Here is a 25,728-nt window from a genome sequence, read left to right on the forward strand (position 1 = left end):
CGATGCGGCGCCGAAGACTTGCCTCGATCCCGCCTCCGCCTTCCCAGCGTTTGTTGAAGCGGCCACAAACGTGCAGGTCAGAGACGCGAAAGCGATCGTTTGCCCGTAATGGATTATGGTTGTAATCTATTTCGTCATGGGGCTGACCACCTGACGAAGGTCATGCAGTGACCGCATCAGGCGGCCTCGGGGACGTAGCGGCGTCATCCGGCCGGCCTCGGCCATCGACATCAGTGACACAGTGAGGAAGCACGCATGACCACGATCCTGATCACGACCGCTGCCGGTGATACCGGCCGCCCGATGGTGGACCACTTGCTCAAGGAGGGTTTCCATGTGCGGGCGATGGTCCGCAGTGATGACGAGCGGGCCCAGCGGCTGCGGGACAAGGGGGCTGAGGTCGTCATCGGCGATCTGCTCACCCTCCGCGACGTTCGCGCGGCCCTGAAGGGCGTGCAGCGCGCCTACTTCAACTACCCCGTCGGCGAGGGCCTGGTGGAGGCGGCGGTGATGTTCGCGCAGGCCGCCAAGGAGCAGAACCTCGAATACATCGTGAACATGTCGCACATCCAGTCGCGGCCCGACGCACGCAGCAAGGCGACGCAGAACCACTGGCTGACCGAGCAGGTCTTCAATTGGTCCGGAGTACCGACGACGCACCTGCGCGTCACCTTCTTCACGCAGTGGCTGCTCTACATCTCCGGACTGATCCGCTACGGCCGCTACGCCATGCCCTTCGATGCCGACAGCCGCTTCGCGCCGATCACCGCCAGCGACATCGCCCTGACCGCGGCGAAGCTGTTCACCAAGCCCGCCGAGTATGCCAGGCAGGCCCTGATCCTCACCGGGCCGGTCGAGTACAGCCACGAGGAACTCGCGGCCGAGGTCAGCCGGGTCCTGGGCCGCGACCTTCCCTTCGAGCGGGTCACCGTGACGACGTTCCTGGAGCTGATCGGCATCCCGGATGACACCGCCAAGCTCAAGCACTTCGAAGCGGTCGCCATCGACCAGCAGGAGGGCCGCCTGGCAGGGGTCACGGACACCGCCTCGCGCATCACCGGGCGGCCCCTCCAGACCGTCGAGGACTTCCTCAACGAGCACCGCTCGCTGTTCGAACTCGACTACGCGGCCGCAGCAGGCTGATGACGGGAGCGCTTTGCGCCGCCGTATCGGACGCCCCGCGGGGCGTGGTGAGTGATCTTGACGGGGCCTGTGGCGCTGCAATTGCTGGGTGACGGCGACCCAGCGGTGGTCGCCGGCCCGGGAGCCGTGGACCACGGCGACGGGCGGGCGCGTGTGGTGTCTGCTCCACCGGTGCGGCGGCGTTGGCACGGCCGCCTGCGATCAGGGCGAGAGCTCCCGTGGCTGCGTCGACCGCAGGGGCGACACGTATGCGGCGCGTGATGTCCGTTCTGATGCCAAGGGTTTGGAAGCCCGTTCACGTTCGTCGGTGTTGACGGCGCGGGGAAGGTTTCGGTCCGGGCGCCGTGCATCTTCGGGGCGCCGCCTTGCGCACCCGGCCAGTCAGAACCGCATGCACCGCAGCCACTTGAGGGAGGACTCAACGACGACCTCGACGGCTCCGGAGGACACGTCGTACACCAGCCCGGAGACGCCGACCGCTGTGGCGCGCAGCTCTTCGCATGGTCGGCCAGGTACCTGGCGCGAGGCGGCCCGGTCGTCCTTCGCGGGTACTTCGCGGCAATAGGGACGGACTACGCCTCGGGACCTGACATCGACCAGCCGGGCGTGTTGGGGGTCCAGTGCAGGCCTCGCCCGTCGATCGTCTCCCCGCAGACGCTGCACACGGTCGTGGCTTGGACCTGATGGCCATGGTGTTCGACGATCATGGGCGGCTCTTCGACGGCCCAGCGGTCCCCCCATGCCAGGAGGCTGATGAGCAGGGGGAAGAGCTCTTTGCCTGCCTGGGTCAGGTGGTACTCGAACCGCGTGGCCTGGTACTCGCTCTTTTCGAGGATGCCGTTGGCCACGAGGGATTTCAGTCGTGCGGCGAGGCGGTCGCGGGGGGCGCCGGTGTTGCGGGCGATCTGACTGAACCGCCGGTTGCCGAACATGATCTCGCGGGCGATCAGCAACGCCCAGCGGTCACCGACCAGCTCCAGGGTTGCGGCGGCTGCGCAAGGCCGTCCGGGGACTACTGGATTTTCGGGCATGTTTGACTCTATCAATTTACGGTTTGTGAACCAAACTGTTCACCGTCGGTGCCATGGAGGCAGTGCGCAAGCACTTCCACCTGGGCTGCCGCCCCCTCGCACTGCTCGGCCTTGTTGAAGGCCGTCGAGTCCCACTGTTACGGTTTGAAAAGCAAACCAAACAAAGGGGACGATCATGACCGCTCGAGTCACTCCTTACCTGAACTTCGCCGGCAACGCTCGCGAAGCGATGGAGTTCTACCAGTCGATCTTCGGGGGCACACTGGACATCGCCACGTTCGCGGATCTCCACAGGGCTCAGGCCGCTGAGGAAGAGCACCTGATCGCGCACTCGATGCTCAAGGGAGCGGCAGGCGTCGTGCTCATGGGGTCGGACGCGCCGGCCTCGGAAGAGCGCAGGACCGGCGGTTCCTTCTCGGTGGCGCTCGGCGGTGACGAGGCGGACCTCACTGAGTACTGGGGCAGGCTCTCCGACGGCGGAACGATCACGGTGCCGTTCGCCACGTCCGCATGGGGCGCCCTGCACGGACAGTGCGTCGACAGGTTCGGTACAGCGTGGCTGCTCAACGTGACGGCGAAATCGGCCGCCTGAGCTTCGCGCACTCGCGCTCACGGAACAACCGACTGCCGGCGAAAGGGCGTCCAGGCTCGTCGTCACACACGAGCCGGCGGACGCCCTTTGTCCTGCTTGCGGCCCGGGACCTCGGCCCGAACAGCCGGGTGACTCAATACGGCGTTGCTTCACTGCGCTGCATTGAGTCACCCGGTCCCATGGTCAGACGTGGGCCCGTTCAGTACGGACCGAGCACAGAAGTCTCAGTTCCCGGAGGGTTCGGCACCTGCTCGCAGGCGGGGCAGGGACTGGACGACACCTGCGGCAAGGCCGAGAGCGGCGAACACCCACCAGATGTGCTGGAAGTTGCTCACGGCTGGGCCCAGCTTGGACGTTCCCAGGAGCGCGACGAAGATGCTCACCCCCAGAACCGCGCCCAGTTGCCGGAAGCTCGAGTTGATCGCGGAGCCAATGGCGAACTGTGCCGGAGGGAGCTTCGCTACGGCGGCCCCGGACTGCACCGGCAGCGTCAGGCCGATACCGACGCCGGTGAGCAGGGTCCACGGCAGCCAGTGAGTGACCCAATGCGGGGACGCGTCCACGAACAGGGCGAAACCGAGGCAGCCGAGGGCCCAGGTCACAGCGCCGGCGAGCAGTACACGCCGATGCCCTACGACGACCGCGAGCTTGGTCGTGGAGCGTGCGATGACAGTGACAACAATCGGCCCCGCGGAACTTGCGAGCGCGGCACGCAGCACAGAGTAATGCCATTCCGTCTGGAGGAATATCAAGTTGGCCAGCAGCAGGCCGAAGAAGGCGGTGGAAAACAACAGGGTTGCGATGTTGATGTCCCGGAACTGACGCTCCTTGAAAAGGGTGAGGTCCATCACCGGACGTGCGGCCCTGGAAGTCCGCCACAGGAATGCGGGGAGCGCGAGAGCCGCTCCGACGAAGCCGCCCACCACCCAGACGTCGGACCATCCACGAGAGGGGCCCTCGATGATGGAGAAGCTGAGAAGCGCGGGAATTACAGCGACAAGGAGCGCGCCGAGAGGGTCGGGCATACCTGAAGCATGCGGGTCACGGGACTCATGGAGCAGGCGCCTGCCGAGTGCCACGATCACCGCAGCGATCGGGACGTTGACCAAGAAGATCCAGCGCCAGGAAGCGTATTCGGTGAGAAGCGCGCCAAGAGTGGGGCCGACCGCTGCCGCGGCGGCGGCCATCGCGCCCCAAACGCCGATGGCGACATGCCGACGGGCCGCGTGGAACTCGTGGAGGACGAGTGCCAGCGAAGACGGAACGACGAGTGCGGCGAAGACCGCTTGCAGGGCGCGCGCCGTGATCAACACGCCCGCACTCGGCGCGAGTCCGCACAGTGCGCTCATGAGCGCGAATCCCGCGATGCCCACGATGAATATGTTCTTGCGCCCGTACCGGTCGGCCACTCGACCCGCCGGGATGAGCATGGCGGCGAATACCAGGCTGTAGGCGTTGAGGACCCACGCCAGGTGTCCGGCTGTGGTGTTGAAACTGTGACTGATCGTCTCGAAGGCGATGTTCACAATCGTGGTGTCCAAGAAGACCACGAAGGCACCGAGACTGCCCAGGGCCAGCACCCAACGAGCCCGTCGATTGTCGGCAGGTGCCTCTTCTGGAGATCCGCCGAGAGGCCGGATCGGACTCTCCTCGGCAGGCGCTCGCTCTGCATTGATCACCGTTCACCACTCCTAGTCTGTTGTGAAGTTGCGGCGTGCTCGGGTAACGTAACAACGTATGGTTTGAAAGTCCAACCATGAAATGCCGTGGATCGAGTGGTGACCGGACCGCCCGGGTTCGTCCGAAAGTCCGGTAACGGCCGTGTCGAGTCACAGCGTCCGCGGCGTCTTTTTGTTGTCCGAGTGGAAGGGTCCAAGCAATTGAAAACTCCGGAAAACCGGCTGCCTACGCTGATGGTTGTTCACGCGCACCCGGACGATGAAGCAAGCCAGACGGGCGGCACTCTTGCGAGATACGCCGCCGAAGGGTTTCGAACGGTTCTCGTGACGTGCACCGACGGCGGCCAGGGCGACGATGCCCTCGGCCGCGGGACCGGCCATCGTGACCACCGGGCGAAGCAGGTGGCCGCGCGGCGGTCCCGTGAACTGGCGATGTCCAAGGCCGCGCTGGGCATCAGCGACGTGATCGAACTGGGTTACCCCGACTCCGGCATGCACGAGTCCGTGAACGACATCGATCCCCGCGCGTTCAGCAGACTCGAGGGCGAGCCGATCGTCCGGCAACTTGAAGCGCTGATGGGGGAGTACCGGCCGGAGGTGATCGTGACCTATCCGCCCAACGGCCTCACCTACCACCCGGATCATGTCCGTACGCACGAACTGACCGTCGCCGCGATCGGGCGCGTTCGGGAGGCCGGCGGATATCCGCCTCAAGGCGAGAGCGGCGCATCTCCCCACCGGCGCATGCCGAAGCTGTACTACATCGCCCTTTCCCACTCCCGTCTCAAAGCAGTGCGAACCCGCGCGGAGGCGGCCCTCGGAGCCGGTGTCTGGACGCCGCCCTTGGAGATCGGCGTCGACGATGGCAGCGTCACGACGGTCGTGGACGTGTCCGGCTTCTGGGACCGCAAACTGCGTGCCCTCGCGGCGCATGCCGGCCAGGCGGATGCCGCCGCCCTGTTGCGGGTGTTGAGCGTCAGCGGGCACGAGAATCCTGTCGAGGAGTACGTACTGGTGGACCCGTCCTGGAAGGGCGGCGGAAGGAAGGAGAGCGACCTGTTCGAGGGCATCCGCGAGGGCCGCTGAACACGTCGGCGCAGCATGGTCTTTCGGTCGGGCCGTCCTGTGCGGCGGTCCGGCCGTCCACACGTCAGTGCGTCGCCACCCCTCGCCGGACGTGAGCGGTTCCCCGACGTGCGGGGCCGATCTGGAGTGGTGTTCCTCTTCCGGTGCGGTGGGACTCGGAGCGGACGTGCTCCCTGGACGTGAGGAGGACCCGTCACGGCGCGGCCGACGCGCCAGGGTTGATGCGCGGCGCGGGACAGATGCGTGGTCAGCGGACACGACGGTCGCAGCATCCTCCCTCGAGTAGTGTGGTTTGAATGTCAAACCACACGAAGCATACACGTCATGGTTTGGAATCCAAACCTCAAAGGGATGTGCTGGCAGTCGCCTTGGACGCGATCAGCGATCGATGGTCCTTGCACATCGTGCGCGCCGTCGCCTTCGGCGCCTCCCGCTACACCGACATCCTCCGGGACGTCGGTGCTCCCAGAGACGTCCTGTCCTCAAGGCTTCGAAAGCTCACCGCGTCAGGGATTCTGCAGCCGCACTCGCCCGAGAAGGGCCGACTGGCCGGGTACGAACTCACCCGGAAGGGGCGGGAACTCGGACACGTCATCCTGGTGCTCAAGCGATGGGGTGATACCCATGGCGAGGAGGCAGTGCCCCGGGGCGACTTCCTGCATGACGTCTGCGGCGCGGTGTTCGTCGCCGAGGTCTGCTGCCAAGCGTGCGGCAGGCCGGTCCGGTCGGGAGAGATCTCCGTCCATGCGTCCCAGGGGTGCTGACGAGGCGCAGGTTCCCGACTTCGGGCCCCGCGGGCCTCAGGTGGCCTCGTAGAAGGCCCGGTTCTGGGCGACGAAGGATTCCGCGGTAAGGGGGTCGGCGCCGCCGATCCTCTTCACCACGTCGTTCATCCCGGAGAAGACGCCGTTGCGGTAGTCGACCGCCACGGCGAGGAGGTGCTGGACGAGGTGGGGCGAGGCCCCGCGCTTGTCCAGGATGGCGGTGAACTCCTCAAGTTCGATGGGCGTGTAGGTGACCTTTCGGCCCAAGGCCCGGGACATCGCCTCGGCGATCTCGTAGTGGTCGAGCTCGACGGCTCCGTGGAGCGGGTAGGTCCTGCCGGCGTGCGGGTCGGGATCCGCGAGGATCGCCGCGATGACCCTCGCCTGGTCGGCGGCGGCGATCGGTGCATGCCGCGCGTCGGCGAACGGAAGACGCAGTTCGCCTGTCCCGTCCCACATGTTGGTCAGCCATTCGGCGAAGAACGTGGGACGCAGGTGGGTGACTGCGGCCTGAGCGCGGTCCAGCAGCCGCTCGGCGACCCAATGCTGCCGTGCCGCGTTGCTGCCGGCCTCGCGGCGAGCGGAGATCTGGGACATGTTGACGATCGCGCCCACCCCGTTCTCCTCGGCAGCCTGGGCGAGGTTCGCGGTGGCGTCCATGAGGCCGGGGGCGATCGGGTAGGTGAAGTAGACGGCGTCGATTCCTTCGGTCGCCCGAGCGAGGGAACCGAGATCGTGGACGTCTCCGATCGCAATCTGCGCACCGAGGCCGGCGAGCTTCGCGGAGCGCTCGTCGGCCCTTCGGGCGAGCGCGCGGACACGGTGGCCGCGCTGGAGGAGTATTTCGGTGGTGTGCCGGCCGGTCTGGCCGGTCGCTCCGATGACCAGAAGATTGCGCGTCATGGACAAGGGTCTCCTTCTCCTCGATGTGCTCCGCTCCCCGCGTTCAGGGGCGGAAGGTGGTGTGCGTGTGCTTGCGGGGCGGGGCGCGTACGGCCATGACCGGCGTGGTGGCCGGCATCAAGGCAAACCGTCGAGGCGTGCCCGTTCGGGCTCGCGCACCGTCGCCGGAGGCAGGATCAGTGAGAAGGCGCTTGATGGCCGTCGGGCAGGGTGAACAGCGCAAAGAACAACCGTGCGGTGGCAGGGTCGCCCTCGACGACGAGGTCTCCGCGAGCAATCGCGCCATCGACATCGGCCTGGCCCTTGGCGAGGGCGAAGAGCGTGGTCTTCCCGCAGGTCAGCCGCATACCCGGTGCCACCGGTGCAGGCCCGATCCCGGCCCGAACCTGCTCACCGTCGCCTTGCAGCCACAGAGTCTCCTCGCCCACGACCAGCTCCGTGAGCGTGGTGAAGCCTGCCGCCTCCCCGGGAGCGGTGAGGCGCATGGCCACCAGACTCCATGCGGCACGGTCGGTGTATCCGGGCGGCGAAGGCTCAAGGCCTCCGCCCCAGGAGGCCAGGGAGGCCAGGAGCGGCATCAGGGCCTCGCCCCGGGTGCCCAGCTCGTAGGCCGCGGCGCGTCCCGGGCCGGGCAGTGTCGTACGGCGCACGACGTCGTATTCGCCCAGGTGCTTCAGCCGTGCGGCGAGAAGGCTGGTACCCATCCCCGGCAAGGCATCGAGCAGATCGCTGTAGCGGCGTGGCCCCAAAGTGAGCTCTCGCACGATGAGCAGCGTCCACCTCTCGCCCAGCACGTCGAGTGCGCGGGCGATGTGACACACCTGCTCGTAGGAGCGGCTCATGACGCGTCCCGGACGAGTGAGGCGCCCGACCCCTCGAGGGGCAAGGGGGCGGACAGTCCGACCCTGCCCAGCGGGTCCCGCACGACGCGCTGCACCTCCACGTGCAGAGTGTCGTGCGCGGCACCGTGCCGACCCGCAAGATCGGCAGCGTGCCCGGCCTCGCTGACGGCAGCGCTGCGTGCTTCCACGACGCTGACCGCCCCGTCCACCAGGTAGAAGTGGCGGACTGCGCTCCGTGCGGCAGAGGGGAGGCGGACTCCCACCATCCACGTGCTTCCCCGGTCCATGAGCCCGTCCTTCCGTGTGCGGTCAAGCATCTCGACGCAAGATCGAAAGATGCTTCTAAAACATATAGTCAATGCTACTGGTTTTAGAACTACCGCACGAGCGGAAACCTTCCCGACCGGCCTAATGGAGATTCGTTCGTGTTTCAACATGTCATCGGTCCGTCGGTGACCAGGAGGGAGCGGCATGAACGTGGCGGGCACCCGGAGTAAGAGGCGCGCGGGGTCTCCGTCCTCGCCGTCATCTGCCTCGCCCGTGTGCGGGTCGAGCAGCCGCCGGACACGGCACGGCCGCGAACTGCTTGACGGCGGCGTCGGTGTACAGGCTGTCGAAGAGCACTACGGCAGGGCCAGGCCGAGTGCGTCGAGCCTGCCCTGTCCGACATGGCCGACTCAGTGGCAGGTCCGCCTGCGATGCCGAAGTTCAGCGGGAGGACATGCTCCACGACGTCCTCGGCCAGGATCGTCGGCCCGGGGTGTCGGACCAGGAGCCACGGGCGACTCGGGTCACCAGGTCGCTCGCAGCCGGCGACGGCGTTGGCCGTGGCCGACCGCGGCGCCACGGCGGATATTCAGGCTTCGGATCCCGGGATGTTCAGCAGGGCCAGTGCCTCGGTGCCGGGGGATCCTGGTGGCGCGCTGTAGAGCACGAGGTACTGGTCGCGGTCGGTGAGGGCGAGCGTGTCGCAGTCGACGGTGATCGGTCCGACGACCGGGTGGAGGAAGGTCTTGGTGAGCATGGGTGCGGCCTGTACGTCGTGCCGTTCCCAGAGCCGCGCGAAGACGGGGCTGGCGTCGCGCAGTTCGTCGACGAGGCCGACCAGTACAGGATCCGTCGGATAGTGGGCGAGGGCGGCGCGCAGCTGCATGACCACCTGGTGGCGGAATTCGGCGGCGTCGGAGATCCCGTACAGCGGCGCCTCGGTGCCTTGCGGCTCGAGGAATGCGCGGCGTGCGAGATTGCGGTCCTCGGGGGCGCGCTGGGCGAAGTCCTCCATGAGTGCGGCCGCGAGGTCGTTCCATGCGAGCACCTCGAACGCGGCGGACATCACGAAGGCCGCCGTCTGCGGCAGCCGCTCGAGGAGCGCCAGGATGCTCGGGCGGACGTCGCGTCGGTGCATCCGGTGACGAGTCGGCGCGGTGCCCGCGAGGACGTGGAGGTGGTCGGACTCGGCGTCGGTGAGCCGCAGCGCGCCCGCGATCCCGGCGAGGACCTCGCCCGACGGCCAGGGGGCCCTGCCCTGCTCGAGCCGGATGTAGTACTCCGTGGAGATGTGCGCGAGGACCGCGGCCTCCTCGCGGCGCAGCCCCGGTGTCCGGCGTCGTGGTCCGGAGGGAAGGCCGACATCCTCCGGCCGCAGCCGCTCGCGACGGCTGCGGAGGAACGCCCCGAGTTCCTGCTTGTCCATACCCCGAGTCTGCACGCTGTGCGGTGAGGCATCCTGGTACAGCCTGTGCCTCCATCCGGCCCGCGGCCGATCTGACACTGGCGTCATGACGAACACCACTGACCTCGCACCCATCGGCCTGCTCACCGGCAAGGTCGTTTTCATCACCGGCGCCAGCCGCGGCATCGGGGCGGCTGCGGCCCGGCTTTTTGCCTCCGAGGGCGCCGCCGTCGTGCTCGCCGCGCGCAGCACCGACGCCCTCGATCGCCTCGTCACCCAGATCCGCGCCGACGGCGGCCTCGCCGACGCCGTCACCCTGGATCTCGCCGACACCGCGAGCATCCGCGCAGCTGTCGACCACGTCGAAAAGCTGCACGGACGGCTCGACGGCGCCTTCAACAACGGCGCGGTCCCTCAGCAGCAGTTCGGCCCGGTCGAGACCACCAGCGACGAGGACATCGACGAGCAGTTCGCCGTGAACTTCCGCTCGCACTGGACCGCCATGACCGCCGAGGCCTCACTCATGCGACGGGGCGGCGGCGGGGCGATCGTCAACACCTCGAGCATCGGCAGCCGCCGCGCGAACCCCGCCCTGCCCGCCTACGGCGCCATGAAGCGCGCTCTCAACAGCCTCACCGAGACCGCCGCGGTGAACTGGGCCGGTGACCGCATCCGGGTCAACGGCATCACCCCCGGTGGCACCTCCACGGAGATGATCGACACTTGGGAGGCGGCGACTCCCGGCGTCGTCGAGCAGATGACCGCGAAGATTCCGCTCGGCCGGATGGCCGAGCCGCGCCAGATCGCCGAGGCGGCCGCGTGGCTGCTCAGCGACCGGGCCTCGTACGTGACCGGCGCGATCCTGCCGGTCGACGGGGGCGCCGGCGCCTGACAAGAACGGCCCGGGCCGTGGGCCGCCGGGTCCCCCTGGGCGAGAGCAAGCCCCGCAGCGCCATCGCGGCGGGGTCCGGATCAGGTGTCGTAGGAGCATTCCCAGGGTGCGCTGAGTCCCAGGCGGTTCGGGTGGACCCGGACGTTCACAGGTCCTGTGTCCATACCCCGCCAGGGTGTTTGTCGGGGTGCAGGTCCAGTCGGGGTTGGAGATCCAGGAGGTCTTCTCCGCCGGACTGCCAGGGGTAGGTTCCGTCGCGGTTCGGCCAGACGACTTGGAGGAAGGGGAAGGGCGGCTTGGTGTAGTAGCCGATTGCGGCACCGAAGAACGCCTTGTACCAGCGGTAGTCGACGGTCTTGAGCACGACGGGCACGCTCGCGGCATCGTCCCGTTTCTGGTCGGCCCCCAGGGAGTGCCCTTCAACAGCGCGCTGTCCGAGGTCGTTGAGGACCGTCTGCATCAAGCGGATGTCCAGGCCGAACATGGCAAGCCCGGGCATACGGTGGTTGTGCCAGAGGCCGATGGTGTAGGCCCAGCCGGGTCCCCGGTCGTCGGCGGGGACCATCATGACCTGCCACCCGTGCTGATGGATGGCGTTGACAGTCGCTCGGGTGCGGGGATCCAGTTCGGTGTTGTCCTGGCAGACGACGCAGTGGCAGGCGGTGTGACCGGTGGGCATGGCCGTGAGGATACTTGTATGGCTTGGCCCCAACTCCCGATTCCTCGCGCCACAACGACCCCGCACGTGCGCACACAACCACGGACGCTCGCGGACGGTCCGCCCAGGTCACAAGCGGTTCGGCTGCAAGTCGCACAGTCGCTCGCAGTGCTTCGGGACGAAGAAGTCCCGGGCTAAAGGCCGTCGCGTTCGATGAGTGAGCCGTCAGGGCCCAGAGAGAAGAAGCGTGGTGGGCCCATGACTTCCATGGCTCTTTGCAGTGCCGCTTCCCGCTCCGCGGGGTCAGGGCCGTGCGGGTCCCGGACCCGGAAGCCGTGCAGTCGGATGCTGTTCGCGTTGATGTCGGCCGGCTCGGGGCGGCCCTCCCGTACGAAGCCGCAGAGCGCGCGCAGTGCTTCTTCGCCCAGTTCCAAGGGGTGGAACGGCAGCGGGTAGGGCTCTTCGTCCTCGTCAGGCCAGGGGATGACGTCGGCCGGGCGGTCTCCGGCCCAGTAGGGCAGCTCGAAGGGGAGAGGTTCGCCGATGTTCTCCATGATGCCGCTGTCCGGGGACAGGCTCAGAGAGCGGACGAGTCGGCCGTCCTCCCAGACAGCGAACGCGAGCCAGTCCACAACGCTGTGCATCGCGTGCAGCACGAGCCGCCGGCCGGCGCTTGCCGCCACGAGGTGTTCCGGGAGCTGGGAAGGAAAGTCGATCATCACCCTCTGGTCGCCGATAACCTCGACGCCGGGCCAGCTCGCCGCGTACGCCGTCCCCTCCGGGGGGTATACGCCGTTCCAGAGAGTCGAGCCCGCGCTCTCCTCTATCTCCCAGCCCGGGTAGAGCAGTCGCATCATGTCGGCCGTGCGTGCGAGGTCCGCTGCGCCCGCTTCTCGCAGCAGCACCGGTACGTCGCCTTCGGCGTACACGAGAAAGCCCGTCTTGGCTCCCAAAACCCCTCCTCAGGGCGTGGCCCTCGTTGGTGGGTGCACAGTAGCCGCCCCCACTGACAACGCGAGATGGGCCGGCTCCGGTCCATTCGACTCCGGGACGAAGGGCGCACTCGACCAAGGCCCGATCGGCAGTCAGCCCCAGCACCGCCGGGCCCACCGACCCTCATCCGGGGAGGCATAAGGGCCAGGCCAGGTCCGCGCCACATAGAGCGCGTCAAGCGGAGCGACCAAGAACCGAAGTTCACGCGCCGGCCGTGAAGGCAGAGCATGAAGCGCGAGTTCGAGGACTGCGCGTTCATCGGTCTTGTAGAAGGGATTGCACAGCGGGCAGTCGCGGTCGCCGGACAGTCCTAGAGCCGGACGGCGAGCTGTACGTGACCATTGGAGGAAGGCTTGGGCCAGCGCACCCGGCCACAGCCGCTCGCGTTCCAACTGGGCGGCAGCAGCGAACAGCGTGGGTGAACCACGGGAGAAGCCCGGCTCCGATGGTTCACCTGGCCGCCGACGAGGTGCCCGACCGGCGGCCCGGACTTGAGACGGCCTCGTCGCGCGTGTCGCCGCAGGCCAGGCCGGCGCTCGTGGCCCGCAGCAGATCCGGGCTCCATTCGGGCCGCTGCACCCGGCCGCCGTCAGTCCGGCCAGTACGAGCAGCGGACGCCGGTGTGGACGGCGTGCCGCAGGTGTTCGCCGATCACGGGGTCGGCCGCCGCGATCCTGTCCAGGGCCCGGCGGACGGCCTTGCTCACCGCGACCCGGGAGCGTTCCTTGCCCTCGGGGAAGCGGCGGGCGCGTCCGTTCAGGCCGGTGGCGCCGACGAGTTGGCCCTTGAGCCAGTCGTGCTCGGCCTGGGCGGCGGCCGCCCGGTCGTCGTCGCCGGCCGTCCTGAACTCGTCCAGCTCCGCACGCAGCCGGGCCAGGCGGTCGCGGTACTCCTGCGTCGCCACCCGGTCCAGCACCGGCTGCCCGGACAGGGCCGGACGCTCGGGAGCCTCGCTGAGCGCGGTCAGCCCCGCCACCAGGTCGACGGCCCGGATCTCCTGGCGCGGATTGGCGATCAGCACCACCAGGTGCAGCATCCCCACACTGTGCTCCACCAGCACGCTGCGCCCGCCGAGCCCGATCCGCCATTTGCGGCCCAACCGGGTGCAGACCGCCGTCGGCGACGGGGCGCTTCCGCGGTCGTCCACCGGTGGCCCCGCGCTCTGCTCCGCGACCGCGGCCATCTCCTGCCGGACGGCGTCCGCCTCCGCAGGCCGGCCGGCCCGTTCGAGTGCCGTCGCCAGCCGCTCGCGGGACGCCGTGACCGCGGGCCAGTGCGCGAGGGCGAGGTTCTGCCGTACCGCGTCCCGCAGATGGGCCACGGCACGGTCGACGTCCCCCGTGGTCAGTGCCGCGACCCCCAAGGCGTGCTGGGCCGAGCCGAAGCAGGCCACGGCGAGACTGCCCACCATAGGCAAGTGCCCGTACGGACTGAGCAGTTCGTACACCCGCGCCGCCGTGGCGGTGTCGTCGAGGAGGTAGGCGGCCTCCGCGACACCGTGCATCGTCACCATCCAGCTGCTCGACCGGGGCAGGTCGCCGAGGTCGCGACCGCACAGGGTGGCCAGCGCGCTGACCGCCTTGCGCCGGTCCCCGGCCGTCACCGCGGCCACCGCGAGGGCGGCCAGGGCATGGTCGTCCACGGCGCTCAGCGTGGGGGAGTTGACCACTTCGCTGAGCAGCGGCACCAGTTCCACCACCCGGCCCTGGTACCAGCGGATGGTCACCAGCTGAGCGGCCTGCCACACGGTGGCGTTGACGTCCCCCGCGGCGGTCCCGCGCTCGGTGCAGGCCCGGGCCAGTTCCTCGGCCTCGTCCAGGCGGCCCGCGCGGACGGCGAGCATGACGCCCATCGCGTTCACGACGAAGCCCACCGCGAGGTGGTCCTGCTCGGCCAGCAGGCCGCGCAGTTCGGCCAGGCAGCGTTCCGCGTGCGGGTCGCCGTCCAGGAACATGTCGACCGTCTGCCACAGCAGGCCCATCAGCAGATCGCTGCGGCGCGAGGTGCGGAAGCTCTCCGCGACGAGTTCGGCGGCCAGTTCGCGGCGCAGCGCGCCGTGCTCCGGGCCGATCAGGCAGTGGTGGGCCAGGCTGAGGGCCTCCGCGCGCGCCATGGGACTGCGCCGGGACCGCGCCTCTTCGAGCAGCGCCAGCACGGCCGTCTGGTCGCTGCGGCGGTAGTCGCCCTCCCCGGCCAGCCGGATCCGCAGCCGCAGGGCCAGCGACGACTCGGGGTCCAGCACGCCCAGTGCCTGGCGTATCCGTGATTCCAGGAGCACCGAGCCCGCCACGGTGCGGTGCTCGTGCACCCACAGGCCGCCGAAGCCGAGGGCCGCCACCGCCATCGCCCGCGCGTCACCGGCCGACTCGGCCATCCGGTAGGCCCGTTCGAACCGGTCGCGGCCGGCGCGCAGATCGCCGTCGTCGACGACGGCACGGGTGCCCTCGTCGAGCAGCGTCCGGAGTTCGGCGGACCGTTCCGCCGCCGGCGCGTCCGGACCCGTCGCGTCCCGCGCGGGCGCATCGACATCGTTCACGGCAGCGTTTCTCTCCTGGGTGCACTCGACAACGCCAGGGGGAAGCCCGCCGGACCGCCGTGTCGGTCGTGATCGGTGGCCTTGCCACAGGCGGAGGACGGCGAGTAAGGCTATCGCAGAGGCCGGATCCGGGGAACAGCCGCACGTCGTACGGCGGGTTGACGCCCCGTGAGGTCCTGGCTCCGGCCGCTTCCGGGGACCGGCGGGGAAAGCGGCGGCACGGCGCGGCACGGGATGGCACGGCCTGGAACGCCCACCTGGCAGGGGGCAATCCATTCGTCCATTCCTTCGAAGGGGACTCAGTCGTGGGCTTTTTCGGGCTTCGGCGCTCCGCCTTGGGCGGCGCCGTGGCGCTCGCGTTCGGGCTGCTGCTCGGCGGAGGTCCGGCGGCGTCCGCCGCGCCCGCCGCGGCGCCGGCCTTCTCCATCACCTCCAACAGCCAGCAGGACCTGTTCGTCCAGGCGATCGCGACACCGGACGCGGTGGTGCGCATCGCCGGGAACGTCGACCTGGACCTGACCGGCCGGGAGTCCCTGCCGGTCGCCCCGGGCGTGCAGATCCTGGGCGACCGTTCGCAACGTCCGCGGGGGCCGCGGCTGCTCACCACCTCCTTCCCGCGCATCCTCTTGATGGTCGGGAACGACGGGGACGGCACACACAGCGACAACGTGCGGATCAGCGGCATCCGGTTGCAGGGCGGGGAGAGCGACGATCCGTACTCGGCGGTCGACACCAGCGACTCCGACGGAATCCGCGTGAATTCGAGCCTGAACGTGGAGATCGACCACAGCGAGATCGACCACTGGCGCGGAGCGGCGGTGAGCGTCCTGGACGGCCAGAACCGGATCGGCCTGCAGAACGCCCGGACCGTGTGGGTGCACGACAACTACATCCACCACAACCAGCACCCCACCGGCACCTTCTGCTGCGGTCACGGCGCGGGCTACGGCGTGGTGATGAGCCACGGCGCCTACTCCCTGGTCGAACGGAACGTGTTCGACTACAACCGGCACGCGATCACCGGCGACGGTTCGGCCGGCGACGGCTACCTGGCGTACCGCAACCTGATCTGGGGCGGCGGCGGGGACAACTCCCATGTCTGGCACACCCATGAGATCGACATGCACGGCAACGACTCGTCGTGCAGCTACGAGTGCGGCTCGGCCGGCGAGTACATGGACGTGGAGTACAACACCGTCTGGTACACCAACGGGACGGGCGTCAAACTGCGCGGCACCCCCAGCGTGGGCATGACGGTGTCCCACAATGTCTTCCAGCACTCGAGTCTCTGGGTGGGCTCGATCCTGCCGATCCACGCGGCGCTGGACCAGACCGAGACCGGGCTGCACCAGTCCGCCAACACCCTGGACTCGTACACCGGCGGCCAGCGCAAGTACTGCGACTTCGACGGTGACGGGGTCGGCGACGCCTTCATCGCCACCGGCATCACCTGGTGGTACCAGTCCAGCTCGCTGGGCGGCCGCTGGAGTTACCTCAACCAGTCGACGACGCGGCTCGCGGACGTCTCGCTCGGCGACGTCGACAGCGACGGCCTGTGCGACGTCGGCTATCCCGGCGGGGTGTTCGTCAACCCAGGGCAGGGCGTCTCCTCGACCACCGCGACCGCGGCCGTCTCCAGCGGCGACTTCAACGGCGACGGCCGCACCGACATGGCGCTCAGCGCCTCGGACGCGTGGCAGGGCCTGCCCGTGGCGTCCTCCCAGGGTGACGGCGGCTTCTCCCAGGACTTCGCTGCTGCCGGCGACTTCCCCCGCCTCGCGGCCGCACCCGGAGCGCGGACGTACAGCGGGGACTTCGACGGAGACGGCCGCACCGACCTCGCCGCGCTGGGCGCGGAGGGCTGGAACACCCTGCCGGTGGCCCTCGCCGCCGGCGGCGGGACGTTCCGGGCCACGAGGACCAGTGTCGGCGACTTCGCCGGCTGGGCGTCCCTGCCGGGGGTGAAGCCGCAGGTGGGCGACTTCGACGGGGACGGCCGCTCGGACATCGCGCTGGCCGGCGGTCCCGGCTGGGGTTCGGTCCCGGTGGCGTTCTCCAACGGGGACGGTTCCTTCCGCATCACCAACGGCTCCGTGGACAGCTTCGCCGGATGGGCTCAGGTCCCCGGGGCGCAGGTCGTCCCCGGCGACTTCGACCACGACGGCCGCACCGATCTCGCGCTGGTCGGCGGGAACGGCTGGGGTTCGGTGCCGGTGGCGTTCTCCAACGGGGACGGTACGTTCCGGGTCACGAACGCCTCCTCCGTCGCCTTCGCGGGCTGGGCCTCCGTGCCGGGGGCGAAGATCGAGGCGGGCGATGTCGACGGGGACGGCCGCACGGACATCTCCCTGGTACCGGGGCCCGGTACGCCGTGGTGGTACACGCTGCCGGTGGCGTTCTCGGGCGGCGACGGCACCTTCCGGGTGACCAACACGCCCTCGTCCGACTTCGCGGCGTGGGCTCAGGTGGCGGGGGTGCAGCCGGTCGGCGGCGACTTCAACCACGACGGGCGGGCGGACGTCGCGCTGGTCGGGGGGAGCGGCTGGGGTTCGGTGCCGGTGGCGTTCTCCAACGGGGACGGTACGTTCCGGGTCACGAACGCGTCGTCGGTCGACTTCGCCGGCTGGGCCTCCGTACCCGGAGTGAGGGTGCAGGCGGGCGACTTCGACGGGGACGGCCGTACGGACGTCGCCCTCGTCCGCGGCCCGCACACCCCGTGGTGGTACACGCTGCCGGTGGCGTTCTCGGGCGGCGACGGCACGTTCCGCGTCACCAACGCCCCCACCGACCGCTTCGACCGATGGGCATCGGCCCCGGCGCACACCCCGGACCCGTCGAGCTCGGATGCGCAGGCCGTCGCCGGACTCTGACGACCGGCGCAACCTCCCTCGGGTTGCCGCGCACCGACACGTCGCCCTCCCCAGCACGGGGGGGGCGACGTGTGCGTTCCGGCCGTCGCGCGGGGGAGGGCTTCGCCTCTAAAGAAAAACGAACGTTCGTCTAGACGCTCAACCGCCCGGTGCCTCAGGATGGGCAACGCGAAACGAATGATCGTTCTCGGAAGGGAGGGGGTGTACGTGCGAGCAAGGACCCGTTACGCGGCCGGACTGCACGACAACGTTGCTCACGGCACCCCGGCGCGATTAACGGCCGCCTAACATCTCCTGGCTAACCTCGGGGAAATCAACGGTCGAGCGAGTTTCCGCGCCGCACCAGAACGTGCCGTCGACGCACATCGAGCAAGTCGGACGGCCGGTCGACGCGGCGCTGATTTCCCGTACTCCGAGTCGTTGAAAGCGAACGGGCTCCCGGAATTCCCGGACGGTATCCGCCGAGGGAAATTCCGGGACGACCCGGCAGGAGCGGGCCATGCACGACGGTACTCGGTGAAGTGGGAAGGCGGCATTCAATGCGAACTGGCGACCAGTACTTGGAGTCCCTCAGGGACGGACGCGTTGTCTGGGTCGGGGGCGATCGGGTCGACGACGTCACGACGCACCCGAAGACCCGTGCAGCGGCCAAGACCTTCGCGAAGTTCTACGACCTGCATCACGAGCCCGGGATGCAGGACGCCATGACCTTCGTCGACGACGACGGGGTGCGTCGTTCGATGATGTGGTTCAAGCACGGGGACGCCGAGGGGCTGCGGCGCAAGCGGGTGTATCTGGAGACCGTGGTCCGCGAGCTCGACGGCGGATCGATCGGGCGCACCCCGTGCGCGAACAACTACGGCCTGGTCACCTACGAGGAGGACCCGCAGCCGTGGAGCGACCAGTCCGTGGGCACCGGCGGGCGCGACCTGACCGCGGGCATCCGGAAGTTCCTGGAACTGGTGAAGGAGTGCGACCTCAACTGCGCCTTCGCCTTCATCGACCCCCAGATCGACCGGTCCAAGCAGCACGCGGCCACGACCGCGCTGCGTGTTGTGGAGACCCGCGACGACGGCATCGTGGTCAACGGTGTCAAAGCCGTCGCCACCGGTGTGCCGTTCGCCGACTACATCCACATCGGCGTCTTCTACCGCCCTGGAATCGAGAGCGAACAGGTCATCTACGGCGCCTGTCCTGCGAACGCGCCGGGCGTCACGATCGTCTCCCGCGAGGCGACGGTGCGAGACGACCCCGACAACCACCCGATCTCCTCGGCCGGCGACGAGCTCGAATGCACCGTCATCTTCGACAATGTGTTCATTCCGTGGGAGCTCGTATTCCACATCGGAAGTCCCGAGCACGCTTCGCTGTACCCGCAGCGCATCTTCGACTGGACGCACTACGAGTCGCTGATCCGGCAGATGGTCCGGGCCGAACTCATGGTCGGACTCGCGATGCTGATCACCGAGCACCTCGGCACCTACCAGATTCCTCCGGTGCAGGCCCGCCTGGCGCGTCTCGTCGAGTTCTACCAGACCATGCGCGCCCATGTGATCGCGTCCGAGACGGAAGGGTTCATCTCGCCGTCGGGGCTCTACAAGCCGAATGTCCTGCTCTTCGACTTCGGCCGTTCGTACTACCTGGAGAGGTACGCGGAAATGAGGAACGAGGTGGTCGACCTCGCCGGCCGCGCCTCGCTCCTGTTCCCCACCGAGGAACAGTGGAACAACCCCGAGCTGCACCAGTGGCTGGAACCGCTTCAGGCGGGAGCGGCCGGCGAGCCCTACGACCGCGTGCGCATCTCGCGCGTCATCCGCGACCTGTTCCTCTCCGACTTCGGCGACCGGGTGAGCACCTTCGAGCAGTTCAACGGGACCCCCCTGCTCGGGACCCGCATGCGCACGATGACCCGCTCGGAGCTGTCGCCCACCGGGCCGCTCACGCAGCTCGCCCGGAAGGTCTGCGGCGTCTCGGAGCCCGCCGCCCCCGAGGCGACGGCCTACACCCAGCAGGCCGAGTACGCCCGGCGCCTCGACGGCGCACAGCTCGAGGGCTCACGGGTCCGCTGAGCCGCATGACGGTGCGGGGGGCGGTCCGCGGCGGCGGCGGCCGTCCGCGGACCGCCTGTCCGCCCCGTCGCCCCGCGCGGCTCCCGAACAGGATCAGCAGCAACTGGGCGAGGGACGCCGGCACCGGCGCCCTCGCGTGTGAACGGAGAAGTTGACATGGCTTACTACATCTCACGCGCGTCGGAGCGGACGTTCTCCGACGTCGAGGGCGTGCCGGGGCTGCGGCAGGCGCTCCTGGTCGGACACGAGCACGGTGCCGCCCACCTGGAGGTGAGTCTGTACGAGCTGGCTCCTGGGGCGACCGCGGGCTGGACCCGCTGCCCCTTCGAGGAGTCGTGGTTCATCACCGGCGGATCCGGCGAGGCCGCCTTCGCCGGATTGCGCTACGAACTGGGCAGCGGTGACTACGGTGTCGCGCCCGTCGGAGTCGCCCACGCGCTGTCCGCCGGCGACGAGGGACTGACCTGGCTCGGGGTCCGCGCACCCAAGCCGCCGACCTTCGACGGCGCCCGCAGTCGTATCGCCGCCACGCCCGCGCCGGGGGAGAACCTCGGCCGCCCCTCGGAGACGGACCCCCGGCACCGCTTCGTCGGGCACTTCCAGGACTCGGACATGGCCCCGTACGCGCAGCTGTCGATGCCGGGCTACCACGGCCCCAACGTCAAGAACATCAGCCTGAGGATGATGGTCGACCAGCTCCTGGGAGCACAGCACCACACCGTCTTCGTGTGCGAGATCGCGCCGAAGTCCGGCCCGGGCCAGGCCGCCAAGGTCCACTACCACCCGTTCGAGGAGATCTACTACTTCACCTCCGGCGGCATGCGGGGGACCCTCGACGGCAAGGACGAGATCGTCGAGACGGGCGATCTGGTGTGGGCGGGGACCAACGGCACCCACGGTTTCGTCAACGAGCGTGACGAACCGGCCCGTTGGATCGAGGTGCAGTCGCCGATCCCTCCGACCTCGGACGGCTTCTTCTTCCCCGACGACTGGCGCAGCCTCCCCGAGGAGCACTAGCGCCTCGACGGCGCGGGCGGTGTCCGGGGGCCGTGCGGGACGCCGGACCCGGACACCCCCGCGCCCGCGGCGGCACCCCCGCCGGCAGGCCGCTGACCGTCCCGGGCCAGGGGCCACCGGCCGCATCGGAACCACTCGCCCAGGGACAACGGAGGCGCGACCACCGATGGATGACTCCGGATCAGACCGGCCCCGCGGCCCCGCGGCGCCGGGCCGCCGCCCTCGCGCGATCATCAGGCGGAAACTGGCCGCGCCGCGGCCGGCGAAGGACATCGTCGTCCGCGAGCGGCTCAACCAGCGGTTGCGGGACGTGCTCGACCGCCACACCGTGGTGAACGTCTTCGCGACCGCCGGGGCCGGCAAGACCACGGCGGTGGCCCTGGCCGTCCAGGGCCTGGACCGGCCCGTCGCCTGGCTGTCGCTGGACGGTACCGAGCGCGCCGCCGGGCGCCTGCTCGTCTACCTCGAAGCGGCCGTCGAGGGACCCGTCCCCGGCGCCGCCGAGGTGGCCTCCGACGCGGTGGGCAGCGGCCTGCACATCGGTGAGGCGGCGGGTCTGCTGGCCGAGAGCCTCCAGGGCAGCGGGCTGATCCTCGTCTGCGACAACGTGGAGCGGATCGCCTCCGACGAGGCCTGCATCGCGGTGCTGTCGTCCTTCGCCCGCTACCTGCCGTCCGACGTGAACCTCGTCCTGGTCTCGCGCGTCGACGTCCGCCTCGACCTGGGCCCGACGAGCGAACGCGACCGGGTGGGCGAACTGGTCGAGAGCGACCTCGCCTTCGACGACCAGGAAGCCGGCGCGGCGCTGCGCACCGTGGGCCAATCCGACGTGCTCCCGGCCCAGGCGGTCGCGGCCACCGGGGGCTGGGTCACCGGGGTGCTGTTCGCGGGCTGGCGCCATGCGCAGTCCCACGAGCCGGATCCCGACTCGCTGCGCTCCTATGTCGCGGCGAACGTCTTCAACTCGCTCTCCCCGGCGGAGAGAACGTTCCTCCTGCACACCAGTCCGCTGGACGAGGTGTCCGTGGAGGGCGCCCGCGTCATGGGCCAGGAGAACGCGGCACAGGTCATGGCGGACCTCCGCGCCCGGCACCTCCCGGTGACGTGGTCCTCCGACGGCGCGCGCATGACGCCGCACCCGGTCTTCCGCGATTTCCTCCAGGCCTCCCTCGGACAACAGGACGCCGAGACCCTCGCCGGCGTCCGCCGCCGGCACGCCGAGCTGCTGATCGCCCGCGGCGAGCGCGAGGAGGCGGTCGACGAGCTGCTGCGGCTCGGGGACGTGGAGGAGGCCGGGCGGCTGGCCTCCGTCACCCTTCCCGCCCTCGTCGCACGGATGGACTTCGCCCCCGCGGCACGCTGGCTCGACGCACTGGGGGCGTCGGTCCGCACGCCCACCCCGGAGATCGGAGCGGTCATCCTCCGTGTCGCCTTCGCGCTGGAGCAGTGCGACCGGGGCGTGCAGCTCGTCGACCGCCACGGGTACGGCTGGCTACCGGAGCCGGGGTCGCCCGACTTCGAGGAGGCCCTCGTCCTGGCCTGCTGGTGCCTGTGGCACTCCGGCCGGATCGAGGAGGCGCGGTCCATCGCCGATCAGCTGTCCCCCGGCCGGAACTCCTCCATCGCGCACACGCTGATCGCGCTCGCCACCGGCGAGGAACCGCCCCCGTTCCCCGAGTACTCGGCGACACCGTCCGGCCCCCTCGACGGTCTCCTGATGCGACTGGCGTTCATGCGCGGCCGCCTCGAAGGACTCGACGAACCAGGGTCGTTCGACCCCTGGCGCACCACGCTCGGCGGCCCCTGGGTCGTCGCCGCGCTGCGCGCCACCGGGCGGCTCGACGCGGCGATGTCGATGTTCGAGCCGCGCAGCGGTTCCTCGCAGCCGGCCTGGCTGCACGCCATCGACGCCGTCGACCTCATGCTCGACCTCGGCCGCGGCGAGGAGGCCCGCGCGTCCGTCGTGCGGGGAAGGGACCTCATCGCGGCGACCGGCTCCAAGGTCTACCGGAACATGGGCCTGCTCGCCGAGGCCAAGCTGTTGCTGCGCTTCGAGCGCGACACACGGCGTGCCGACCGGGTACTGGCGGAGGCCGCCGCGGGCGGGATCGCGGAGTACGTCCTCACCCGGGAGGCGTGGCTGATGTGGTCGGGCCTGTCGATGCTGCTCCAGGACAGGGACGCCGAAGGGCACGAACTCCTCGCCGAATGCGTCCTGAGCATGCAGAGGGGCGACCGCCGCCTCGATCTGCCGACGGCCGCCGTCTACCTGGCCGAGGCCCAATGGCGGCTGGGTCGCGAGGACGAGTCCGACGCCACGGCCGACCTGGCGATCGCCTCGGCCACGGCACAAGGGTCGCAGCACCTGCTGCTGACCGCCCTGGCGGACGTGCCGTCCGTCGCGGCCAGAGCCGCGGACACCAGGTCCAGCCGCATGTCGCCCTGGCACGAGATCCTTGCCGCGCTCTCCGGCCAGGATCCCGTACGCGTGAACGTGAGCAGGCCCCGCCTCGTCCTGGAGGAGTTCGGGGAGCCGTCCCTCACCGTCGACGGGAACGCGGCTCAGCCCCGCCTGACCAAGAGCGTCGAGCTCCTCAGCTATCTGCTGGGAAAACCCGGCCGCAGTGCCACCCGTGAAGAGCTGCTCGGAGCGCTCTTCGGCGGCCGCAACGACGCCGCCGGCCGCAGCTACCTCCGGCAGGCCCTCTACCGGCTCCGCGAGGTCCTGCCCGACGACCTGGGCCCGACACAGGAGGGCGACGTCTTCCGGCTGGCCGGCCCCGCGCTGGCCATGGGCTCGGCACAACGCGCGGTCGACCTGGTCGCCCAGGCCGGCAGACAGGACGGTGAGACCCGCCTGCAGACTCTGTCGGACGCCCTCACCAGCGCCGACAGGGGCCCCTACCTCGCGACGGTGTCGGGCGTCTGGGTCGCCGAGCGGCGCGCGGCACTGGCCGAGACCTTCCTTTCGGCCCGGGTCGACGCGGCCAGGCTCGCCTACCGGATGAACCGGTACCGCCAGGCCAAGGGGCTGGTCGACCGGGTGCTGCGCGAGGACCCGTACCGCGAGCAGGCCTGGCGGCTGGCCATCCAGCTGGCGCACGCCAGCGGCAGCGACGACGCCGTGCTCGCGCTCTACCAGCGGTACGTCGTACGGATGCGGGAGCTCGGTGTGCCGCCGTCCGACGAGGTCCGCCGGCTCGTCGCACAACTGCGCCTGTAGGCCCGGCCGATTTCGCGTCGATAAACATGTCGCCGGTCACACTCGGGCCACTCGGCTACAGGCGACGCTCAAGCCGTCTCGTCACAGGCAACGGAGGGCCACATGGGTACATCGAGCACGCAGGGCATGGCCGCCACCTACCGCGCGGCGATGGCGCGGTTCACGACCGGGGTCACCATCGTGACCACGACGACGCCGAACGGACCGGCGGGGATGACGGCCAGCGCCGTCGCGTCCGTCTCGCTGGACCCGCTCATGCTGCTGGTGTGCGTCGGGAACAACCTGGCGTCGAGGGACGCGATCTCGCGCTCCGGAGTCTTCGCCGTCAGCGTCCTCTCCCGCGGCCAGGAGCACCACGCGCTGCGGTTCGCGAGCCGGTGCGACGACAAGTTCGCCGGCATGGCGCTGCGCCCCGGCCACGACCTTGCCGTCGTCGACGGCGCCGCCGCGTACTTCGTCTGCGACCTCAGCGAGGAAGTCGCCGCGGGCGACCACACGATCTTCATCGGCGAGGTGGCCCACTGCGGCTACGCCGCCGACGCGGACCCCATCGTCTACTTCGGCGGACGATTCGGCAGCCTCTGCGATCCCCAGTCCCACGCGCGGCTCGCCTTCGACTGGCACCTCGCCGCATCGATGTAGCGCGCGGCTCCGCCCCGGCGCCCCGGGTGAGTACAACAATCAGGAGATGAACGTGAACGTATCCGTACTGGGCCTCGGTCAGATGGGATCCGCCATCGCCGAACGGCTCGTCGAGGCAGGCCACAACGTGTCTGTCTGGAACCGGTCGAAGGGCAGGGCGGACGCCCTGGTGGCCAAGGGCGCGGTCGAGCTCGACACCCCCGCGGAGGCGTGGGACCGGTCGGAGGTCTGCATCACGATGGTCGCGGACTCCCGCGCCCTCGCCGATGTGGCGCTCGCGCCCGACACTGGGCTCGTCCGGTCCGCGTCCGGCAAGGGGCGGACCCTCATCGAGATGAGCACCGTCTCCGCGGAGGTCTCCGACGAGGTGGCTGCCGCCGCCGACAGCGTCGGGGTGCGGTACCTGCGCGCTCCCGTGAGCGGCAACCCGGGCGTCGTGCGCGCCGGGAACCTCACGATCATCGCCTCGGGCGAGGACGCCGTCTTCGCCGCCGTGGAGGGTCTGCTGCGCGACATCGGCCCCCATGTGTTCCACGTGGGCGAGGGCGAGGCCGCCCGCATCATCAAGCTGGCCCTCAACCTCATGGTGGCCGGAACGGCCGAACTCCTCGCCGAATGCGTCGCGTTGGCCGAGGGCCACGGCGTGCGGCGGGACAGGCTCCTGGAGGTCGTCGGCGCCTCGGCCGTCGCGTCACCCTTGGTGAAGTACAAGATCGGGCCCCTCCTGGCGGACGACTACACGTCCACCTTCAGCTCGCGGCTGATGCGCAAGGACCTGGACCTGGCCCTCGACGCGGCCGCGGCCGGCGGGGTCCCGCTGCCGGTCACCGGCGTCGTCCAGCAACTGCTCCAGGCGTGCATCTCGACCGGCCTGGGCGACCTGGACTTCATGGCCCTCCTCGTCCGGCTGCAACGCGAGGCCGGCCAGGTCCCCGCCTGAACGCGAGCCGCGGCGGCGCCCGGTGGCCGGCTGCCGGGCGCCGCTTCCGGCGCATTGGGCGGCTCGCGGCCCGGGCGGCGACGGCGTCCGGCCGGCGAGCATGGACAGGCCGCCGTACCCGGTGATCGCTCCGGATTCCGTGAGCGCCTCCCGGGTCCCCCGAGCCCAGGTGACCG

The 25,728-nt window shown here is 69.7% G+C and carries 19 protein-coding genes; 11 read left to right on the top strand and 8 right to left on the bottom strand.

The annotated features are described in order from the left end of the window. Positions 1–255: 255 nt before the first annotated feature. Positions 256–1,143 (top strand): NmrA family NAD(P)-binding protein, encoded by an 888-nt coding sequence (locus ACIP64_RS25230; protein ID WP_401590882.1) that lies wholly within the window; start codon positions 256–258, stop codon positions 1,141–1,143. 572 nt (positions 1,144–1,715) lie between these two features. On the opposite strand, the gene ACIP64_RS25235 is transcribed toward ACIP64_RS25230, so the two are convergent. Continuing rightward, entirely contained in the window at positions 1,716–2,174 is a 459-nt protein-coding gene (locus ACIP64_RS25235) for a winged helix-turn-helix transcriptional regulator (protein ID WP_401590884.1), read from the bottom strand. 175 nt (positions 2,175–2,349) lie between these two features. Here ACIP64_RS25235 and ACIP64_RS25240 point away from each other — a divergent pair, with 175 nt between their 5' ends. Further along, a complete protein-coding gene (locus ACIP64_RS25240; protein WP_401590887.1) occupies positions 2,350–2,766 on the top strand; it encodes a VOC family protein in 417 nt (138 codons plus the stop codon). Positions 2,767–2,990: 224 nt separating this feature from the next. Here the strand turns inward: ACIP64_RS25240 and ACIP64_RS25245 are convergent, their stop codons facing one another. Next, positions 2,991–4,445, bottom strand: coding sequence for an MFS transporter (locus ACIP64_RS25245; RefSeq protein WP_401590890.1), 1,455 nt, complete (start codon positions 4,443–4,445; stop codon positions 2,991–2,993). A 183-nt stretch (positions 4,446–4,628) separates the two neighbouring features. On the opposite strand from ACIP64_RS25245, the gene ACIP64_RS25250 reads away from it, so the two are divergent. After that, positions 4,629–5,531: a PIG-L family deacetylase gene (locus tag ACIP64_RS25250; RefSeq protein ID WP_401590893.1), complete on the top strand. Its 903-nt coding sequence runs from the start codon at positions 4,629–4,631 to the stop codon at positions 5,529–5,531. Between the two features lie 296 nt (positions 5,532–5,827). Then, complete coding sequence (locus ACIP64_RS25255; protein ID WP_401590896.1) at positions 5,828–6,295, top strand: winged helix-turn-helix transcriptional regulator; 468 nt, start codon at positions 5,828–5,830, stop codon at positions 6,293–6,295. Between the two features lie 36 nt (positions 6,296–6,331). On the opposite strand, the gene ACIP64_RS25260 is transcribed toward ACIP64_RS25255, so the two are convergent. From ACIP64_RS25260 to ACIP64_RS25270, 3 genes are all read right to left on the bottom strand, one after another. Continuing rightward, positions 6,332–7,198, bottom strand: coding sequence for an NAD(P)H-binding protein (locus ACIP64_RS25260; RefSeq protein WP_401590899.1), 867 nt, complete (start codon positions 7,196–7,198; stop codon positions 6,332–6,334). A gap of 176 nt (positions 7,199–7,374) precedes the next feature. Continuing rightward, complete coding sequence (locus ACIP64_RS25265) at positions 7,375–8,040, bottom strand: winged helix-turn-helix transcriptional regulator (RefSeq protein WP_401590901.1); 666 nt, start codon at positions 8,038–8,040, stop codon at positions 7,375–7,377. An 856-nt stretch (positions 8,041–8,896) separates the two neighbouring features. Continuing rightward, positions 8,897–9,733 carry a helix-turn-helix transcriptional regulator gene (locus ACIP64_RS25270; protein ID WP_401590904.1) on the bottom strand — a complete coding sequence of 279 codons (837 nt, stop codon included), beginning with the start codon at positions 9,731–9,733 and terminating at the stop codon, positions 8,897–8,899. An 85-nt stretch (positions 9,734–9,818) separates the two neighbouring features. Between ACIP64_RS25270 and ACIP64_RS25275 the strand changes: the two genes are divergently transcribed. Continuing rightward, a complete protein-coding gene (locus ACIP64_RS25275) occupies positions 9,819–10,604 on the top strand; it encodes an SDR family NAD(P)-dependent oxidoreductase (RefSeq protein WP_401590906.1) in 786 nt (261 codons plus the stop codon). A 145-nt stretch (positions 10,605–10,749) separates the two neighbouring features. Here the strand turns inward: ACIP64_RS25275 and ACIP64_RS25280 are convergent, their stop codons facing one another. The 3 genes from ACIP64_RS25280 to ACIP64_RS25290 all read right to left on the bottom strand — a co-directional run bounded on the left by ACIP64_RS25280 (position 10,750) and on the right by ACIP64_RS25290 (position 14,791). Next, complete coding sequence (locus ACIP64_RS25280; protein WP_401590909.1) at positions 10,750–11,283, bottom strand: DUF4262 domain-containing protein; 534 nt, start codon at positions 11,281–11,283, stop codon at positions 10,750–10,752. Positions 11,284–11,456: 173 nt separating this feature from the next. Next, positions 11,457–12,215 carry a DUF6928 family protein gene (locus ACIP64_RS25285; RefSeq protein WP_401590912.1) on the bottom strand — a complete coding sequence of 253 codons (759 nt, stop codon included), beginning with the start codon at positions 12,213–12,215 and terminating at the stop codon, positions 11,457–11,459. Between the two features lie 629 nt (positions 12,216–12,844). Further along, complete coding sequence (locus tag ACIP64_RS25290; protein WP_401590915.1) at positions 12,845–14,791, bottom strand: hypothetical protein; 1,947 nt, start codon at positions 14,789–14,791, stop codon at positions 12,845–12,847. 305 nt (positions 14,792–15,096) lie between these two features. Here ACIP64_RS25290 and ACIP64_RS25295 point away from each other — a divergent pair, with 305 nt between their 5' ends. From ACIP64_RS25295 to ACIP64_RS25320, 6 genes are all read left to right on the top strand, one after another. After that, complete coding sequence (locus tag ACIP64_RS25295; RefSeq protein ID WP_401590918.1) at positions 15,097–17,661, top strand: FG-GAP-like repeat-containing protein; 2,565 nt, start codon at positions 15,097–15,099, stop codon at positions 17,659–17,661. Between the two features lie 539 nt (positions 17,662–18,200). Further along, positions 18,201–19,730: a 4-hydroxyphenylacetate 3-hydroxylase family protein gene (locus ACIP64_RS25300; RefSeq protein ID WP_401590921.1), complete on the top strand. Its 1,530-nt coding sequence runs from the start codon at positions 18,201–18,203 to the stop codon at positions 19,728–19,730. Between the two features lie 156 nt (positions 19,731–19,886). Then, positions 19,887–20,747, top strand: coding sequence for a cupin domain-containing protein (locus ACIP64_RS25305; RefSeq protein WP_401590924.1), 861 nt, complete (start codon positions 19,887–19,889; stop codon positions 20,745–20,747). A 166-nt stretch (positions 20,748–20,913) separates the two neighbouring features. Continuing rightward, positions 20,914–23,970: a BTAD domain-containing putative transcriptional regulator gene (locus tag ACIP64_RS25310; protein WP_401590926.1), complete on the top strand. Its 3,057-nt coding sequence runs from the start codon at positions 20,914–20,916 to the stop codon at positions 23,968–23,970. A 102-nt stretch (positions 23,971–24,072) separates the two neighbouring features. Continuing rightward, complete coding sequence (locus ACIP64_RS25315) at positions 24,073–24,612, top strand: flavin reductase family protein (RefSeq protein WP_360908094.1); 540 nt, start codon at positions 24,073–24,075, stop codon at positions 24,610–24,612. Between the two features lie 46 nt (positions 24,613–24,658). Then, a complete protein-coding gene (locus tag ACIP64_RS25320; RefSeq protein ID WP_401590929.1) occupies positions 24,659–25,552 on the top strand; it encodes an NAD(P)-dependent oxidoreductase in 894 nt (297 codons plus the stop codon). The last annotated feature ends 176 nt before the right edge of the window (positions 25,553–25,728 follow it).

Source organism: Streptomyces sp. NPDC088733, assembly GCF_044751185.1.
Taxonomy (GTDB): Bacteria; Actinomycetota; Actinomycetes; order Streptomycetales; family Streptomycetaceae; genus Actinacidiphila.

Coding starts and splice junctions, on each gene's coding strand:
- ACIP64_RS25280 (WP_401590909.1), bottom strand. CDS start 11,283: ATGCCCACCGGTCACACCGCCTGCCACTGCGTCGTCTGCCAGGACAAC.
- ACIP64_RS25235 (WP_401590884.1), bottom strand. CDS start 2,174: ATGCCCGAAAATCCAGTAGTCCCCGGACGGCCTTGCGCAGCCGCCGCA.
- ACIP64_RS25320 (WP_401590929.1), top strand. CDS start 24,659: ATGAACGTGAACGTATCCGTACTGGGCCTCGGTCAGATGGGATCCGCC.
- ACIP64_RS25240 (WP_401590887.1), top strand. CDS start 2,350: ATGACCGCTCGAGTCACTCCTTACCTGAACTTCGCCGGCAACGCTCGC.
- ACIP64_RS25270 (WP_401590904.1), bottom strand. CDS start 9,733: ATGGACAAGCAGGAACTCGGGGCGTTCCTCCGCAGCCGTCGCGAGCGG.
- ACIP64_RS25260 (WP_401590899.1), bottom strand. CDS start 7,198: ATGACGCGCAATCTTCTGGTCATCGGAGCGACCGGCCAGACCGGCCGG.
- ACIP64_RS25275 (WP_401590906.1), top strand. CDS start 9,819: ATGACGAACACCACTGACCTCGCACCCATCGGCCTGCTCACCGGCAAG.
- ACIP64_RS25305 (WP_401590924.1), top strand. CDS start 19,887: ATGGCTTACTACATCTCACGCGCGTCGGAGCGGACGTTCTCCGACGTC.
- ACIP64_RS25310 (WP_401590926.1), top strand. CDS start 20,914: ATGGATGACTCCGGATCAGACCGGCCCCGCGGCCCCGCGGCGCCGGGC.
- ACIP64_RS25300 (WP_401590921.1), top strand. CDS start 18,201: ATGCGAACTGGCGACCAGTACTTGGAGTCCCTCAGGGACGGACGCGTT.
- ACIP64_RS25255 (WP_401590896.1), top strand. CDS start 5,828: ATGTCAAACCACACGAAGCATACACGTCATGGTTTGGAATCCAAACCT.
- ACIP64_RS25265 (WP_401590901.1), bottom strand. CDS start 8,040: ATGAGCCGCTCCTACGAGCAGGTGTGTCACATCGCCCGCGCACTCGAC.
- ACIP64_RS25315 (WP_360908094.1), top strand. CDS start 24,073: ATGGGTACATCGAGCACGCAGGGCATGGCCGCCACCTACCGCGCGGCG.
- ACIP64_RS25230 (WP_401590882.1), top strand. CDS start 256: ATGACCACGATCCTGATCACGACCGCTGCCGGTGATACCGGCCGCCCG.